The 16,324-nt window shown below is 64.3% G+C and carries 17 protein-coding genes and 1 tRNA gene; 12 read left to right on the top strand and 6 right to left on the bottom strand.

What is annotated here, in order from left to right; translation table 11 throughout:
* Positions 1-100: 100 nt before the first annotated feature.
* Positions 101-190 (bottom strand) — tRNA-Ser (locus tag EB230_RS09805).
* Between the two features lie 405 nt (positions 191-595).
* Here EB230_RS09805 and EB230_RS09800 point away from each other — a divergent pair.
* The 4 genes from EB230_RS09800 (at position 596) to EB230_RS09785 (ending at position 3,763) form a co-directional block, all read left to right on the top strand.
* Positions 596-1,279, top strand: coding sequence for a hypothetical protein (locus tag EB230_RS09800; protein WP_244494147.1), 684 nt, complete (start codon positions 596-598; stop codon positions 1,277-1,279).
* Positions 1,280-1,411: 132 nt separating this feature from the next.
* A complete protein-coding gene (locus EB230_RS09795) occupies positions 1,412-1,735 on the top strand; it encodes a hypothetical protein (protein ID WP_056577703.1) in 324 nt (107 codons plus the stop codon).
* Positions 1,736-1,775: 40 nt separating this feature from the next.
* Positions 1,776-2,438: a peptide-methionine (S)-S-oxide reductase MsrA gene (gene msrA, locus EB230_RS09790; RefSeq protein ID WP_172372189.1), complete on the top strand. Its 663-nt coding sequence runs from the start codon at positions 1,776-1,778 to the stop codon at positions 2,436-2,438.
* 335 nt (positions 2,439-2,773) lie between these two features.
* Positions 2,774-3,763 (top strand): BMP family ABC transporter substrate-binding protein, encoded by a 990-nt coding sequence (locus EB230_RS09785; RefSeq protein ID WP_056577707.1) that lies wholly within the window; start codon positions 2,774-2,776, stop codon positions 3,761-3,763.
* A gap of 250 nt (positions 3,764-4,013) precedes the next feature.
* On the opposite strand, the gene EB230_RS09780 is transcribed toward EB230_RS09785, so the two are convergent.
* Both EB230_RS09780 and EB230_RS09775 read right to left on the bottom strand, forming a co-directional pair.
* Positions 4,014-4,400 (bottom strand): hypothetical protein, encoded by a 387-nt coding sequence (locus EB230_RS09780; RefSeq protein WP_172372187.1) that lies wholly within the window; start codon positions 4,398-4,400, stop codon positions 4,014-4,016.
* Between the two features lie 16 nt (positions 4,401-4,416).
* Positions 4,417-4,626 carry a SlyX family protein gene (locus tag EB230_RS09775; RefSeq protein ID WP_056577711.1) on the bottom strand — a complete coding sequence of 70 codons (210 nt, stop codon included), beginning with the start codon at positions 4,624-4,626 and terminating at the stop codon, positions 4,417-4,419.
* 216 nt (positions 4,627-4,842) lie between these two features.
* Between EB230_RS09775 and EB230_RS09770 the strand changes: the two genes are divergently transcribed.
* The 6 genes from EB230_RS09770 to deoA all read left to right on the top strand — a co-directional run bounded on the left by EB230_RS09770 (position 4,843) and on the right by deoA (position 11,283).
* A complete protein-coding gene (locus EB230_RS09770; RefSeq protein ID WP_172372184.1) occupies positions 4,843-6,372 on the top strand; it encodes an ABC transporter ATP-binding protein in 1,530 nt (509 codons plus the stop codon).
* On the top strand, positions 6,369-7,508 hold the full coding sequence (locus EB230_RS09765; RefSeq protein WP_172372182.1) for an ABC transporter permease: 1,140 nt from the start codon (positions 6,369-6,371) through the stop codon (positions 7,506-7,508). Before EB230_RS09770 ends, EB230_RS09765 begins: the two co-directional genes overlap by 4 nt.
* Position 7,509: 1 nt before the next feature.
* Positions 7,510-8,580, top strand: coding sequence for an ABC transporter permease (locus EB230_RS09760; protein WP_172372180.1), 1,071 nt, complete (start codon positions 7,510-7,512; stop codon positions 8,578-8,580).
* Between the two features lie 168 nt (positions 8,581-8,748).
* Positions 8,749-9,141, top strand: a complete 393-nt coding sequence (gene cdd, locus EB230_RS09755) for a cytidine deaminase (RefSeq protein ID WP_172372178.1) — start codon at positions 8,749-8,751, stop codon at positions 9,139-9,141.
* A gap of 13 nt (positions 9,142-9,154) precedes the next feature.
* Complete coding sequence (locus EB230_RS09750; RefSeq protein ID WP_056577721.1) at positions 9,155-9,964, top strand: purine-nucleoside phosphorylase; 810 nt, start codon at positions 9,155-9,157, stop codon at positions 9,962-9,964.
* A complete protein-coding gene (gene deoA / locus EB230_RS09745) occupies positions 9,964-11,283 on the top strand; it encodes a thymidine phosphorylase (RefSeq protein ID WP_172372176.1) in 1,320 nt (439 codons plus the stop codon). Before EB230_RS09750 ends, deoA begins: the two co-directional genes overlap by 1 nt.
* On the opposite strand, the gene EB230_RS09740 is transcribed toward deoA, so the two are convergent.
* From EB230_RS09740 to EB230_RS09730, 3 genes are all read right to left on the bottom strand, one after another.
* Entirely contained in the window at positions 11,284-11,847 is a 564-nt protein-coding gene (locus tag EB230_RS09740) for a TIGR02281 family clan AA aspartic protease (RefSeq protein WP_056577725.1), read from the bottom strand.
* A gap of 120 nt (positions 11,848-11,967) precedes the next feature.
* Positions 11,968-12,597: a uracil phosphoribosyltransferase gene (upp, locus tag EB230_RS09735; protein WP_010911460.1), complete on the bottom strand. Its 630-nt coding sequence runs from the start codon at positions 12,595-12,597 to the stop codon at positions 11,968-11,970.
* A 148-nt stretch (positions 12,598-12,745) separates the two neighbouring features.
* A complete protein-coding gene (locus EB230_RS09730) occupies positions 12,746-13,720 on the bottom strand; it encodes an adenosine deaminase (protein ID WP_172372173.1) in 975 nt (324 codons plus the stop codon).
* Between the two features lie 134 nt (positions 13,721-13,854).
* Here EB230_RS09730 and ubiE point away from each other — a divergent pair, with 134 nt between their 5' ends.
* Entirely contained in the window at positions 13,855-14,631 is a 777-nt protein-coding gene (gene ubiE / locus EB230_RS09725) for a bifunctional demethylmenaquinone methyltransferase/2-methoxy-6-polyprenyl-1,4-benzoquinol methylase UbiE (RefSeq protein WP_056577729.1), read from the top strand.
* Positions 14,632-14,701: 70 nt separating this feature from the next.
* The gene (gene ubiB / locus EB230_RS09720) at positions 14,702-16,276 is read left to right on the top strand and encodes a 2-polyprenylphenol 6-hydroxylase (protein ID WP_056577733.1); all 1,575 of its coding nucleotides are present in this window, start codon (positions 14,702-14,704) and stop codon (positions 16,274-16,276) included.
* Positions 16,277-16,324 lie beyond the last annotated feature (48 nt).

Below are 16,324 nucleotides of genomic sequence, written 5' to 3'. Positions count from 1 at the left end.
GCCGCGCTCGCGGTATCGATCATTCACAGCGAAGCTCGAATTCTTGGTGGGACCGAAACACCGTCTACTTCGACGGCCACGGCTCGCGGTTCCTGTGGAATGGCGGAGAGAGCGGGATTCGAACCCGCGTTACGGTCTCCCGTAAACACACTTTCCAGGCGTGCGCCTTCAACCACTCGGCCACCTCTCCGTCCTTGCCTTCGCGCCGGCCGGTTTCGCCGCGCGGGTTGGGGAGATGCTCTCCCTTGGGGCTTCGGTGCGGAATGTCCGCGCCATGGATGCCGCCCAACCAGTGGACATCCTTCCCGGCACCTGAGCCGTCAAAGCAACAGGCGCGGGGCTCATCTAGTCGATCCCGCGCCGAATGCCAAGCCATAACGGCAGTCTATTCGCTTTGCCGGCCACATGGTGTTTCGCAAGGCCGCTGTCGCTCCCGTTTTCGGGACGCCCGCGCCGCGAATGATGTGCACAGGCAAGGCAGCAAGGCTGGCCGCGCTTGACTTCGCCGCCGGCCGCCTGTCGAGTGAAGCAGAGGCTTTGCGGGGGGGGGCATCGTCCGGACATGACATCAGCCGAGCAACCGGGCAGTGGACAGATGCCGGCCGGGCGCCCGGGCAACGACCTGTCCTACGTCCCCGTGGGCTGGCTCATCTTCGTCATGGCGTGGTCGGTCTATGGCCTGGCGTCGGCCTGGTGGCTGGTCGGAAATTCCGGCCTGCCGGACAAGATCTTCTATTTCCTCCTTGGCGGGCTTGTCGCCAATGTCATCACCATCCTGTGGGGGCTTTATCTGCTCGGCCTCGCCCTTGGCCGTTCGGCGCGATTTCCACGCCATTTCACCATCTGGCAGGCCGCCACCATCGTCTGGCTGCTGGCAAGGCAGGCCTATGTGCTTACCGTGCCGGATTTCGTCTTCTCCGCCAGGGGCCTGAGCATCACCGCCATCGAGATCGGCATCGGCCTGCTTTGCATCTACCTGCTGCGCCGCGGCTCCGGCGCCGAGACCGTTTATGCCAAGCCGCAAACCGAGGCACCGCCGGTCTTCGTTTCGATTGTCGCCGCCTTGCTCGGCATCATCCTCGGCGCCGTGGTCGGCGCCCTGGGCGGCTTCTTCGCCGGTTCTGTGATCGCCGAGGTCGCCGAGGTCAGCTGCTTCGAGGGTGGCTGCGGCTATTTCGCCGCCTTCATCGGCCTGGCCGGGCTGGTGGTTGGCGCGATCGGCGGCGGCATTCTCGCCGTCTGGTTCGTTCACCGGCGCAGGCGCAAGCCCATGGCGTAGGGGGCGGCAGGCCCGAACCTTCAAATTCGCGTATCGCGGTTGCGGGCAAGTCGCGCGCATTCTATTTCTCGTTTCGGGACACGTGCCGGAGATCCCAGGCAAAGCGTCTGGGATCGGCCGGGGGAGAGCTTGATGTTTCGATTCATTTTTCGTCTTGCCGCCATGGTCGCGCTGTCGGTCTCCGTCATCATGGCGGTGCTCGACACGACGCGCACGGTGGCGGCTTCGGCCCTTGTGCTGACCCCGCTCAACGCCAGCTGGCTGGCCGTCTCGCCGGACACGCGGGCGGCGGCCGAAACCTTTGTCCGCGCCAAGGCCGGCCCGCTTCTTTGGGATGGCGCCGTCGCCTGGGTGCTCAACCAGCCGGGCTTTGCCGTGTTCGCGGTGCTGGCCTTCCTGCTTTACGCCATCGGCTACAGGCGCCAGCGGCGCACGGGCCAGTTCGCCGCCAATTGATCGATTTCCCGCATCACTCCCAAGGGAAGGAAGGCCGCGCATGTTCTTTCTGAGCGACATGCTGAACCGGAAACTCAATCTGCCGAAGCCGTCCGAGGCGCTGCCCGGCCGCGCCAAGGCGATCGCGACCGCGCCCAGGCACTTTGTTTCCAAACGGCCGCTAAAGGGCCCCTATCCCGATGGGCTGGAGACGGCGATGTTCGGGCTTGGCTGCTTCTGGGGCGCGGAGCGCCTGTTCTGGCAGACCGACGGCGTCTGGGTCACGGCGGTCGGCTACGCCGGCGGCATCACGCCCAATCCGACCTATCAGGAGACCTGCACCGGTCTGACCGGCCATGCGGAAGTGGTGCTGGTCGTCTTCGACCCGCAAACCGTCTCCTATGCCGACCTTCTGCGGCTGTTCTGGGAAAGCCACGACCCGACCCAAGGCATGCGCCAGGGCAATGATGTCGGCACCGCCTACCGCTCCGCGATCTATACATCGGGCGATGCGCAATTCCAGGCGGCGGGCGCCTCGCGCGAGGCCTACCAGGCCTCGCTGCGGAATGCCGGCCACGGCGGTATCACCACCGAGATCGCGCCGACGCCCGCCTTCTACTTCGCCGAAGCCGACCATCAGCAATATCTGGCGAAAAACCCTCACGGCTACTGCAACCTCAAGGGCACCGGCATCGCCTGCGCCATGCCGGCCGCCACTTCCTGACGGCCAGAGCAATTCCAGGAAGTGCGAGGCGGTTTTTCCCAGGCAAAGCGCATGGCGTTTTGCCTGGGAATTGCGTCAAAACAAAAAGTTAGGGCGGTTCGGCGTATCCGTGAAACGGCGAACCGCTCTATCGCGCAAGGATCGGACCGCGGCACGGCCTGCCCGTGGCACGCTTTTCCAAAAGGTCAAAATTCCGCGTGAATTTTGTTTCGGGCCGTGCCAGATTGCCGCCGAGCGGGAGGAAATACACTCCTGGCTGACGTCGCATGCCTGCCGCGGAACCGGGCGGGCAGGCGGGGCGTAACGGAAAAAATAACCGACAGGGTGTGGATCACATGAAACGTATCGTTCTCGGCCTCCTGGCCGCAACCGCAATGGTTCTTCCGGCTTTCGCCGCCGATGTCCAGCCTGCCATCCTTTATGATCTGGGCGGCAAGTTCGACAAATCCTTCAACGAGGCTGCCTACCATGGCGCCGAGAAGTTCAAGACCGAGACCGGCACGCCCTATGTCGAGTTCGAGGTGTCCAACGCCTCGCAGCGCGAGCAGGCGCTGCGCCGCTTCGCCGAGGACGGCCACAACCCGATCGTCATGGCCGGCTTCGCCTGGGAGGACGCGCTGAAGAAGGTCGCGGCCGAATATCCCGATCTCAACTTCGCCATCATCGACGATGCCGTCGACCTGCCCAATGTCCGTTCGCTGGTATTCAAGGAGAACGAAGGCTCCTACCTCGTCGGCATCATGGCTGCGATGGCATCGAAATCCAAGAAGGTCTCCTTCATCGGCGGCATGGACATCCCGCTGATCCGCAAGTTCGAATGCGGCTATGTCGGCGGCGCCAAGGCGGCCGGCGCGACCGAAGTCATCCAGAACATGACCGGCGACACGCCGGCTGCCTGGAACGATCCGGCCAAGGGCGGCGAAATCGCCAAGACGCAGATCGATCAGGGCTCCGACGTGGTCTACGCCGCGGCCGGCGGCACCGGCGTCGGCGTGCTGCAGGCGGCGGCTGATGCCGGCAAGCTCGGCATCGGCGTCGATTCCAACCAGAACGGCCTGCAGCCCGGCAAGGTGCTGACCTCGATGATGAAGCGCGTCGACGTTGCCGTCTACACCGCCTTCATGGACGGCAAGAACGGCACCTTCAAGGGCGGCCTCGAGAACCTCGGCCTCAAGGAAGGCGGCGTCGATTACGCCATGGACGACAACAACAAGGCGCTGGTGACCGACGAGATGAAGGCCGCCGTCGAAAAGGCCAAGGCCGACATCATCGCCGGCAAGATCCAGGTGCACGACTACACGGCCGACAACGCCTGCCCCTATTGATCGGCAGACACCAATTTGCGAACCGCCGGGCCTTGTCCCGGCGGTTTTGCTTTTGGAAGACCCTGACGGGCGCACCGAGGCAAGAGTGACGCCGATCATGGAACCCATGACCGAGCGCGGGTCGATCGGTGCGGAGAGGCTCTACCTCTGTAGCCGGAAGCGCGTGAATTCTGCGCCGGGCTCGGTTGGGTAGGGGTCGAGGTGCTCGAGCAGGACGGTCACCCAGTGCTGCTTATGGCGCGAACTCGGCCTATAGTTGGCCCAGCAGATAGCCGAGCGCGAAGACAACGATCAGCGCGATGGCGGTGACGATGCCGCGCTGGTCGCCAAGCGAATGCAAGCCAACGCCGTAAGGCCTGCGCTCCAGCCCGCGGATCATCGCCGAAGGTTTTGCCTCGTCATGACCGCGCATCTGCGGCAGTTCGGCAATGCGTTGCGAGACCAGCCGCCACCGATCGTCGCCGCCCGGCGGCGTGGCGCGGTCGAAGACATGCATGCGTTCGGCAAGCCGCACCACCGCGTCGCGGAAGGCAGGATCGATCTCCAGATCGCGCTTTGCCCGTTCACGCTCGGCATCGTTCATCAGGCCGAGCACATAGTCGCCGGCCCGTGCGATGCGATCGCTTTCACTGGCCATGGCTCCCGCCCCTCCCCTACCAATGCGGCGGCTTGGTCACGGGCACGTCGGGCGCCGCCTGTTCCTCCAACGCCAGGAAACGCTCGGTCAGGGCATCGAGCTTGCGCTGCATGCGCTCGATCACCGTCCACTGCTCGGCGATCTGGCCCGACAATTCCTCGATGGTCTTCTCCTGCTCGGCGGCGCGGATTTCCAGCGTCGTCAGCCGGTCGGCGGGCATGGTCATGCAAAGTCCCCAGTTCTGTACCGCGATGCCTCGCGCCACAAGTGTCAAATCGGCTTCGCCATATTAGCGAATGTGAGAGCGTCGGCCACGTTCGAAATTGACAAGCGCGCGGGGATTTGTCGAGAGTGGGCTCCGCTCGGGCCAATTGGCATGAGCGGAGCGTCATGCTAGGCATTTTGACCAAGCGATAAAAAAATAAGAGTGGGACAAGGCTGCATGGTGCAAGCGGCAATCGAACTGATTGGCATCAACAAGAGTTTTGGCGCGGTTCGCGCCAACCGCGACATCAATCTGGAGATCGCGCGCGGCACCATCCACGGCATTGTCGGAGAGAACGGGGCCGGCAAGTCGACGCTGATGTCGATCCTCTATGGCTTCTATCAGGCCGACAGCGGCGAGATCCATGTCGGCGGCAAGCCGGCTTCGATCAAGACGCCCAATGACGCCATCGCGCTCGGCATCGGCATGGTGCACCAGCATTTCATGCTGGTCGACAACTTCTCGGTGCTGGAAAACATCATCCTCGGCGCGGAGAACGATGCGCTTCTGAAGAGCAGCATCGCCAAGGCGCGTTCGGAACTGGAGCGGCTGGAGCGCGAATACGGGCTGGAGGTCGATCCAGACGCCATCATCGAGGAACTGCCGGTCGGCCTGCAGCAACGCGTCGAGATCCTCAAGGCACTCTATCGCGGCGCCGAGATCCTGATCCTCGACGAGCCGACGGGCGTGTTGACGCCGGCCGAGGCCGACCACCTGTTCCGCATCCTCAGGCAGTTGAAGGAACAGGGCAAGACGGTGGTGCTGATCACCCACAAGCTGCGCGAGATCATGGCCATCACCGACACCGTGTCGGTGATGCGCCAGGGCACGATGGTAGCGACCAGGGAGACGAAGAAGACCACCGTCGAGGAACTGGCCGAACTGATGGTCGGGCGGCGCGTGCTCTTGAGGGTCGAGAAGGGCGAGGCGCAAGCCGGTGCCGTCAAGCTCGCGGTCGAGAAGCTGACGGTCAAGGATACGCGCGGCGTCACCATGGTCGACGACATCTCCTTCGACGTGCGCGCCGGCGAGATCGTCGGCATTGCCGGTGTCGCCGGCAATGGTCAATCCGAATTGCTGGAGGCGATTTCCGGCATCAGGCGCGCCGTTTCCGGCTCGGTCATGCTCGACGGCAAGCCGATCGACCTGACCGGCGCGGCCGATCCCGGCGAACTGCGCGACCGGGGTCTGGCCCACGTGCCGGAGGATCGCCACCATGTCGGCCTGGTGCTGGCCTTCGAGGAGCACGAGAATTCGATCCTCGGCTATCATGACGACCCCCGCTATCTCAAAGGGCCGTTCCTAAACGTCGATGCCATCATGGCCGATGCCAGGGACAAGATCGAGAAATACGATATCCGTCCGGGCAATCCGCGCCTGAAGACCGCCAACTTCTCCGGCGGCAACCAGCAGAAGATCGTGCTGGCGCGGGAGATCGAACAGGATCCCGGCGTGCTGATCGTCGGCCAGCCGACGCGCGGCGTCGATGTCGGCGCCATCGAATTCATCCACAAGCGCCTGATCGCTATGCGCGACCAGGGCAAGGCGGTGCTGGTTGTATCGGTCGAGCTCGACGAGATCCGCTCGCTCTCCGACCGCATCTTGGTGATGTTTGCCGGCCGCATCGTCGGCGAGCGCGGTCCGGAGGCGACCGAGGGTGAGCTTGGCCTGCTGATGGCAGGTGTCGAGCAGGAGGCCGCCGCATGAGCACGCCTTACGCCAAACTGCCGGCCTGGGCCGACTATGGCCTGATCCCGGTGATCAATCTCTTCGTTGCCTTCGTCGTTGCTGGCTTCGTCGTGCTTCTGGTCGGCGAAAATCCGTTCCGCGCCGCCGTCATCCTGGTCGAGGGTGCCTTCGGCAAGGGAACAGGCATCGCCTTCACCCTGTTCTATGCCACCACCTTCATCTTCACCGGACTTTCGGTGGCGGTGGCGGCGCATTGCGGCCTGTTCAACATCGGCACCGAGGGGCAGGCCTATATTGCCGGCCTCGGCATCGCCATCGTCTGCCTGTCCTTCGACAGCGTGCTGCCCTGGTGGCTGACCTTCCCGCTGGCCATCGTCGCATCGGCGCTCGTGGGCGCCTTGTGGGCGCTGATCCCCGCCTATCTGCAGGCCAGGCGCGGCTCGCACATCGTCATCACCACCATCATGTTCAACTTCATCGCCGCCTCGATCATGGTCTACCTGCTGGTCGGGCCGTTGAAGCCGGCGGGGTCGCAAGCCCCGCAAACCCGCAACTTCCTCGCCGGCGCCGAACTGCCGAAGCTCAACTGGATCATCGAACTGTTCGGCGCCAAGATCCGTTCGGCACCGCTCAACATCACCTTCCTGCTGGCGCTGGTCATGGCTTTCCTGGTCTGGCTGCTGATCTGGCGCACCAGGCTCGGCTACGAGATGCGCACCTATGGCCACAGCCCCAAGGCGGCGCGCTATGCCGGCATCTCGGAAACCCGCATCATCATCACCGCGATGATGATCTCGGGCGCGCTGGCCGGCATGATGGCGCTCAATCCGGTGATGGGCGACCAGCACAATGTCGCCATCGACTTCGTCTCCGGCGCCGGCTTCGTCGGCATTGCCGTGGCGCTGATGGGGCGCCTGCACCCGGTCGGCATCGTGTTGGCGGCGATCCTGTTCGGCATGCTCTATCAGGGCGGCGCCGAACTCGCCTTCGAGATGCCGGCGATCAGCCGCGACATGATCGTCATTATCCAGGGGCTGGTGATCCTGTTCGCCGGCGCGCTCGAACACATGTTCAGGCCCTACATCCAGGCGCTGTTCGCCTCGTTCAGTCCGCGGTCGGTCGGCATGGAAGCGGTCAAGGGAAAGGGCGCCTGAGATGGATCTTCTCAACGCTGTCGTCCAGGTCCTCGACTCCACCATCCGCCTTTCGGTGCCGCTGCTGCTCGCCTGCCTTGCCGGCCTCTTCTCCGAGCGGTCCGGCATCTTCGACATCGGTCTGGAAGGCAAGATGCTGGTCGGCGCCTTCGCCGGGGCCGCCGCGGCCTCGGTCTTCCATTCGGCCTTTCTCGGCCTTGGCATGGCCATCCTGATCTCGGTCGCCTTCGCCATGGTGCACGGCTTCGCCTCCATCACCCATCGCGGCAACCAGATCGTGTCCGGCGTGGCCATCAACTTCATCGCCGCCGGATCGACCATCATCCTGGGCCAGGCCTGGTTCCAGCAGGGCGGGCGCACCCCGGCCCTGCAGCCGGGCGAACGGTTTGAATCGATAACGGCTGATGTGATCTCGAACTTCCTGTCCACCTACAGCTTCAGCACCGCAAGCCTCGCCGATGTCCTGGCTTCGATCCGTGGGCTCATCCTTTACCTGCCGGCGCTGCTGTTCGATGCGCTCGCCAGGATCCCCGGCTTCGGCCCGGTGTTCGCCGAGCTTGTGCTTGGTCACTCCATCCTCGTCTATTTCGCCTTCGCGATGGTGCCGTTCACCTGGTGGGTGCTGTTTCGCACCCGCTTCGGCCTCAGGCTGCGCGCCGTCGGCGAAAACCCGGCCGCAGTCGACACCGCCGGCATCTCGGTCGCCTGGCTGCGCTATCGCGCGCTGATATGCACCGGCATCCTGACCGGCGTCGCAGGCGCCTATCTGTCGATGGTGCAGAATGGCGGCTTCGTGAAGGACATGACCGCCGGCAAGGGCTACATCGCGCTCGCTGCGCTGATCTTCGCCAAATGGAAGCCGGTCAACGCCATGTTCGCATGCCTGCTGTTCGGCTTCCTCGATGCAGCGGCAATCCGCCTGCAGGGCTCGCCGCTGCCGATCATCGGCAAGGTGCCGGTGCAGTTCATGCAGGCGCTGCCCTATATCCTCACCGTCATCCTGCTCGCCGGCTTCATCGGCAAGGCAATCCCGCCACGCGCCGGCGGCGTGCCCTATGTCAAGGAGCGCTAATGCATGTCGCCCAAGAGTGACCTCGGTTTTGGGAGAACGACATTGCATAAGACAAAGAGTTGAATCGCGTCGCCTGGATCCGTTTCGACGCGACGCGCTTTAAGGAGCGACGGCTCGGCGCAAGGACGCGCCGGGTTTTGGACACGATCATCGGAGAGAACAACTGAAATGTCGCATGATCTGTTCGAAGCGGCCAGGACCGCCATGGCCAAGGCCTATGCGCCCTACTCGAAATTTCCGGTGGGTGCCGCCTTGCGCACCGAGGACGGACGCGTCTTCACCGGCGCCAACATCGAGGTTGCCTCCTATCCGGAGGGCTGGTGCGCCGAGACGACGGCGCTGGGCCACTACATCATGGCTGGCGGCGGCAAGATCGTCGAAATCGCCGTCCTTGCCGAACGCATGGCCAAATGCTCGCCTTGCGGCGGCTGCCGCCAGCGGCTGGCCGAGTTCTGCCGGGCGGACACAAGACTCTACCTCTGCGACAACACCGGCGTCGTCGAGACCGTGACCATGGGCGACATGCTGCCCTATGGTTTTCGCGGCGACATCTTGAAATGACGGGCTCGCTGCAATGACAGAGAAGGCGGTGGACCATCTTATCGAAAGGCTGGACGGGCTGGCGCCGTCGACGGCGCTGGTGCTGGGTTCGGGCCTCGGCGGCCTTGTCGACCGCATCGAGCACCCGGTCCGCGTCTCCTATGCCGACCTGCCCGGCTTTCCCGGGAGCGGCGTTAGCGGCCATGCCGGCGAGGTGGTGGCAGGACTGTTTGCCGGCACGCCGGTGCTGATGCTGTCCGGCCGCGCCCACTACTACGAGCATGGCAACGCCGCGGCGATGCGCCCGGTGCTGGAAGTGCTCGCCGGCATCGGCATCACCAAACTGATCCTCACCAATGCCGCCGGTTCGGTCGATCCCGATATGTCGCCGGGATCGGTGATGCTGATCACGGACCACATCAATTTCTCGGGCACCAACCCGCTGATCGGCGAACCGAGCGACCGCCGCTTCGTCGGCCTGACCGAAGCCTATGATGCCGGCATCCGCAAGGCCATCGAGCGCGCGGCGAAGGCGACCGGCACCGCGCTGCACAAGGGCGTCTATATGTGGTTTTCCGGCCCGTGTTTCGAAACGCCGGCCGAAATCCGCATGGCGCGCATCATGGGCGCCAACGCCGTGGGCATGTCGACCGTGCCGGAAGTCATTCTCGCCCGTTTCCTCGGGCTGCGCGTCGCCGCCTGCTCGGTCATCACCAATCTGGCCGCCGGCATGACCGGGGCCGAGCTTTCACACCAGGAGACCAAGGATATGGCGCCGATTGGCGGGTCGCGGCTGGCAACGGTCCTGCAGCGCGTGTTCCGCGACGGACTGCTGGAGAGCTGATGCTTCCCCAGGAAATCATCCGCCACAAGCGAGACGGCCAGAGGTTGCCGGCTTGCGAAATCGCAGCCTTCATCGACGGTGTGACATCGGGCGCCGTCACCGATGGCCAGGCCGCGGCTTTCGCCATGGCTGTGTTCTTCAACGGCATGAACCGCGACGAGGCCGTGGCGCTGACGCTCGCCATGCGCGATTCCGGCGACGTGCTCGACTGGTCGGACCTGCCGGGGCCTGTCACCGACAAGCATTCGACAGGCGGCGTCGGCGACAATGTCTCGCTGATGCTGGCGCCGATCGTCGCCGCCTGCGGCGCCTATGTGCCGATGATCTCGGGCCGCGGCCTTGGCCATACCGGCGGCACGCTGGACAAGATGGATGCGATCCCCGGCTATGTCAGCCAGCCCGATATCGCGCTGTTTCGCCAGGCGGTGCTGGAAACGGGCTGCGCCATCATCGGCCAGACCGGCGATCTCGCACCTGCCGACCGCCGGCTCTATGCCATCCGCGACGTCACCGGCACCGTGGAATCGGTGCCGCTGATAACCGCCTCGATCCTGTCGAAGAAGCTGGCCGCCGGCCTGGGCTCGCTGGTGCTCGACGTCAAGGTCGGCAATGGCGCCTTCATGGAGAAGTCGCGCGACGCGACCGCGCTCGCCAACAGCCTCGTAGAGGTCGCCAGCGGCGCCGGGCTGAAGGTTTCGGCGCTGATCACCGGGATGAACGAACCGCTGGCCTCGGCGGCCGGCAATGCCGTCGAGGTCCGCAACGCCGTCGATTTCCTGACCGGCCGTCTGCGCGACCGGCGCCTGGAGGATGTGACGCTGGCGCTGGCCGCCGAAATGCTGCAGTCGGCGGGACTGGTGTCGTCCAACCAGGATGGCCTGCGGCGCGCCACGGAGACACTTACCAGCGGCCGCGCCGCCGCCACCTTCGCACGCATGGTGGCGGTGCTCGGTGGCCCCGCCGATTTCATCGAGAAGCCGGAAAAATATCTGCCGGAGCCGGCAACCGAATTCGCGGTCAAGGCAACGGCGCACGGCTTCGTCACCGGCATCGCCACCCGCGACATCGGCCTAGCGGTGGTTGGTCTGGGCGGCGGGCGCACAAGGCCTGACGACAGGATCGACCCCAGCGTCGGCATCACCAGGCTGCTGCCCATAGGCGCGGAAGTGCATGCCGGAGATGCCCTGGCGCTGGTACACGCCCGCTCGCCCTCTGACGCGGAGGCGGCCGCCGCGACTGTGGTTTCGGCCTATGCGATTGGCACTTCGAAACCACCGGCGGACAAAACCGTCATCCGGCGGATCCTGCCGCGCGGCTGACTACTGGACGAGCAGCAACGTGCCGTTCTCGGCCTGATATTTGCCGAGCCGGGTGAGAAAGCTCATGCCGATCAGGTTGGTGCGCAACGCCTTGTCGTCGAGCACGATGGCCTGCACGTCGTTGACGCTGATGCTGCCGATCTGCAGGCGATCGATCATCACCACGGCCGCCTTGATCGAGCCGTTGGCGGTGCTGACCTCATGGCTGAAATCGGACGGGTTGAGCGACAGCCCGATCCTGCGCGCCGTCGACATGTTGACCGCGACCAATGTCGCGCCGGTGTCGATCATGCCGTCGACCTGACGGCCGTTGAGTTTGAAGGTCGACGAGAAGTGTCCGCGCCCGTCCGCGGCGACCACGACCTTGCGGCCGATTGGCAGCGGCGCCACAGGCTTGTCGGGAACCGACGCCAGGTTGACATCCGGTTGCGTCCGCGTCTCGGGCCTGGCCGTCACCGTCGATTTCAGCAGGTTCTCGAAAATCCGCGGATTCGATTGATAGACGACAGGGATCGATGCCGACGTACCGGCAAAGATGCTGAGGATGAGAAGCTTGCGCAGCATGGATCGGCCTTTGTTACGGTCGATCCTTTAGCGCCGGATGGTGTTTGCCGCTTTAACGCACGACGAAACCATGTCTTTGCGTAAACGCTTGGTAAATCCTATCAGGCAGCTTTGCCTGTATTATTTCGTCCCGTACATGCGATCGCCGGCGTCACCGAGACCCGGCATGATGTAGCCCTTCTCGTTCAGTTGCCGGTCGATGGACGCCGTGAAGACCGGAACGTCCGGATGTGCCTTGGTGAAACGCTCGATGCCTTCGGGTGCCGCCAGCAGGCACAGGAAGCGGATGTTGGTGGCGCCGCGTCCCTTCAGCTTGTCGATCGCCGCGATCGCCGAATTGGCGGTCGCCAGCATCGGGTCGACCACGATCACCAGCCGGTCGGCGAGATCGCTTGGCGCCTTGAAGAAATATTCGACCGCCTCCAGCGTCTCATGGTCGCGATAGAGGCCGATATGGGCAACGCGCGCCGCCGGCACCAGGTCGAGCAGGCCTTCCAGCAAGCCGTTGCCGGCGCGCAGCACCGAAGCGAAGACCAGTTTCTTGCCCTCCAGCGTCGGCGCTTCCATGGTCTCGATCGGCGTTTCGATGGTCGTCGTCGTCAGTTCGAGATTGCGCGTGACCTCATAGCCGAGCAGCAGCGATATCTCGCGCAAGAGCCGCCGGAAGCCGGCCGTCGAAGTCTCCTTCTTGCGCATGATGGTCAGCTTGTGCTGGACAAGCGGGTGGTCGACGACGGTGACGCCCTTCATGATGTTCTCCTGATGCGTGTCGCCCGAAACCGCGCGCATGATCCTTTCGGACGTGTCGCGCTTCAAGCTACCTGGCCGAACCCTAGCGACAATGGACCGGCCAAGGAACCGCTTGGCCGCCACCGACCACAGCTTTGTCGGAACAAAATCAGCGCGCCGCGCCGTTCAGCCGGGCCAGAAGTGCCGCCTTGGTCTTTCTGTCGACGAAGGCGGCCTCGATGGCGGTCCTGGTGACGGCTGTCAACGCCTTCTCGTTCATCGAGAAATGCTCCGCCGCGATATCGTATTCGCGCTTCAGCGAGGTCCAGAAATAAGGGGGATCGTCGGAGTTCAGCGTCACCTTGCAGCCTGCCGCCTGCAGGGCGGGAAACGGATGATCGGCAAAACTGTCGAACACCTTGAGCGCGATGTTGGAGCCGGGACAGCACTCCAGAACGATGCCTTCGTCGGCGATACGCCGGACAAGGTCCGGATTCTCGATGGCACGCACACCGTGGCCGATCCGAGAGGGCTTGATATGGTCGAGCGCCGCCTGCACGGTTTCCCACCCCGCCAGCTCGCCGGCATGGACGGTGATGCCGAGCCCAGCCTCGCGAGCGATCTCGAAAGCCCTGACATAGTCCTCCATGTCGCCCATGCGCTCGTCGCCGGCGACGCCGAAGCCGGTGACCAGCGGATGCCCGCAGCGCGCCGCGAAGCGCGCCGCCTGTTCGATCGACTCGACGCCGACATGGCGCACGCCGGTGACGATCATGCGGCCCTCTATGCCGGTCTTGGCCTTGGCACGAAGCATGCCTTCGCCGAGCGCGTCCGTATAGGCCTTGGGCGACAGTCCGGCTTTCGTCGCATGGTCTGGCGAAGTGAACACTTCGGAGTAGATCGCTCCGTCGCGGGCAAGGCTGGTCAGATAGTGGTCGGCCAGCCGCGCATAGTCCTCCTCGGTGCGGAACAGGTCGGCGGAAAAGTCATAAGCCGCGAGAAACGAGGTAAAGTCGTGCCAGACGAAGGAACCGTTCTGGATATAGGGTGAAGTGTCCTTGCCGTATTTCTGCGCCTGCCGGATGACGAGTTCGGGCGCCGCTGCCCCTTCGACGTGGCAGTGCAATTCCGCTTTCAAAGGCATTCAAACATCCCGTCGGTCAGTCCAGGTCTCGAAAACCCACCACCTGGAAGCGCGGCTGAACACCGCGCCTTAAACAATAGCGCCCACAGCATCGATCGGCTATGGTCCCGCCGGTTTTATGACGGATCAAAAAAATGTCAGTTGAGAGAACCACGGCCGCGGGCGGCATGGAAACCTCCTATGGTTTCAAGCGTGTGGGGGAAGGCGAGAAGCAGTCCCTGGTCAACGATGTTTTCCACAAGGTCGCCAACCGCTACGACTTGATGAACGACCTCATGTCGGGTGGCCTGCACCGGCTGTGGAAGGACGCCATGGTCACCTGGCTCAATCCGCCGAAGCGGGCGGGCTGGAAAGTCCTGGATGTGGCCGGCGGCACCGGCGACATCGCCTTCCGCATCGTGGATGCCAGCCATGGCAACGCGCATGCGACGGTGCTCGACATCAACGGCTCGATGCTCGCCGTCGGCCGCGACCGGGCGCAGAAAAAGGGCTTGTCCGGCAACACCGATTTCGTCGAGGCCAATGCCGAGGAATTGCCCTTCGCCGATGCCACATTCGACGCCTACACCATCGCTTTCGGCATCCGCAACGTGCCGCGCATCGATGTCGCGCTGAGCGAAGCGTTCCGCGTGCTCAGGCCCGGCGGACGGTTCCTGTGCCTTGAATTTTCCGAGGTCGAGATGCCGCTGCTCGACAAGGCCTACGAAGCCTGGTCGTTCAACGCCATTCCCAAGATCGGCAAGATGGTCACCGGAGACGGCGAACCCTATGCCTATCTGGTTGAATCGATCGCGAAATTCCCCAACCAGCAGAACTTCGCGGCAATGATTTCACGCGCCGGTTTCGATCGCGTTTCCTTCCGCAACTATTCCGGCGGCATCGCGGCACTGCATTCGGGCTGGAAGCTTTGAGGCTGCACCGCATTTCCCATCCTCGCCATGACCTGTGCCGGTTCGAAGAGCCGGCGGGATCGGTCCATTCATGAGCACGGTCAGCGCAGGATTCCGGCTGGTGCGGGCCGGCTGGGTGCTGGTGCGCGAAGGCGTCGTTGCCGCCTTGCCCGGCGAGGAACTCTCCGGCCTGCCGAAATTCGGCTGGCGGCTGGCGCGGCTGTTCACCCGCCGCCGCGCACTGGACTATGAGCGCAGCGACCGCTTGGCCAAGGCCGTGGTCCGGCTCGGGCCTTCCTATGTCAAGCTCGGCCAGTTCCTGGCGACACGGCCCGACGTCGTCGGCAACGACATGGCACTCGACCTCGCCATGCTGCAGGACAAGATGCACACCTTCCCGAAGGCCGAGGCGGTGGCGGCGATCCAGGCCTCGCTCGGGCGCAAGGTGGGCGATCTCTACGCTGAATTCGGCGACCCGGTCGCCGCCGCTTCCATCGCCCAGGTCCATACCGCCGAAACCATCCATGACGGCGCCGCGACCAAGGTGGCGGTGAAGGTGATCCGGCCTGGCGTGCGCCGCCGCTTCTTCCAGGACCTCGAAAGCTATTTCCTCGCCGCCCGCCTGCAGGAGAAGTACATCCCCTCCTCGCGCCGGCTGCGGCCTGTCGAGGTCACCGAGACGCTGGCGCAGACCACCAAGATCGAGATGGACCTGCGCCTCGAGGCGGCGGCACTCTCCGAACTCGGTGAGAACACGAAGGACGATCCCGGCTTTCGCGTGCCATCCGTCGACTGGGAACGCACCGGCCGCGACGTGCTGACCATGGAATGGGTCGACGGCGTCAAGATGAACAACATCGCAGGCCTCGAAGCCGCCGGCCACGACCTCAAGGCGATCGCCGCCAACCTCATCCAGTCGTTCCTGCGCCACACCTTGCGCGACGGCTTCTTCCACGCCGATATGCATCCGGGCAATTTGTTCGTTGAAGCCAACGGTACCATCGTTGCTGTCGATCTCGGCATTGCCGGCCGCCTCGGCAAGAAGGAGCGCCGCTTCCTTGCCGAAATCCTCTACGGCTTCATCACGCGCGACTACCTGCGCGTCGCCGAAGTGCATTTCGAGGCCGGCTACGTGCCGCGCCAGCACAATGTCGCGGCCTTCGCGCAGGCGATCCGCGCCATAGGCGAGCCGATCCACGGCCAGCCGGCCGAGACCATTTCGATGGCCAAGCTTCTGACGCTGCTGTTCGAGGTGACCGAACTCTTCGACATGGCGACACGGCCTGAACTGATCCTGCTGCAGAAGACCATGGTGGTGGTCGAGGGCGTCGCGCGCACGCTCGACCCGGCCTTCAACATGTGGAAGACGGCCGAACCGGTGGTTGGCGGCTGGATCGCCGGCAACCTTGGCCCGCGCGGCATGATGATCGACGCGCGCGATGGTGCCAAGGCGCTGCTGACGCTCGCCCGTCAGATACCCGAGCTTGCGGCGCGCACCGACCGGCTGTCGCGCGAGATCGACCTGATGGCCGAGCACGGCCTGCGCTTCGACGAAACCACCGCCCACGCCATCGGCAAGGCCGAGGCGCGCTACAGCCGCTCCGGCCGCGTGGCGCTGTGGGTGATCGCGCTGACGCTGGTCTATATCGCGTGGAAGATTCTTTAGGCCCGACCGTCGAGGCCTGGTCCGCAACTTGCAGCGATTTGATCGCAT

The organism is Mesorhizobium sp. NZP2234 (assembly GCF_013170765.1).
Classification (GTDB): Bacteria; Pseudomonadota; Alphaproteobacteria; order Rhizobiales; family Rhizobiaceae; genus Mesorhizobium; species Mesorhizobium loti_D.
Note: the sequence above shows the minus strand (reverse complement) of the source record. Positions and strands in the feature narration are given on the sequence as shown.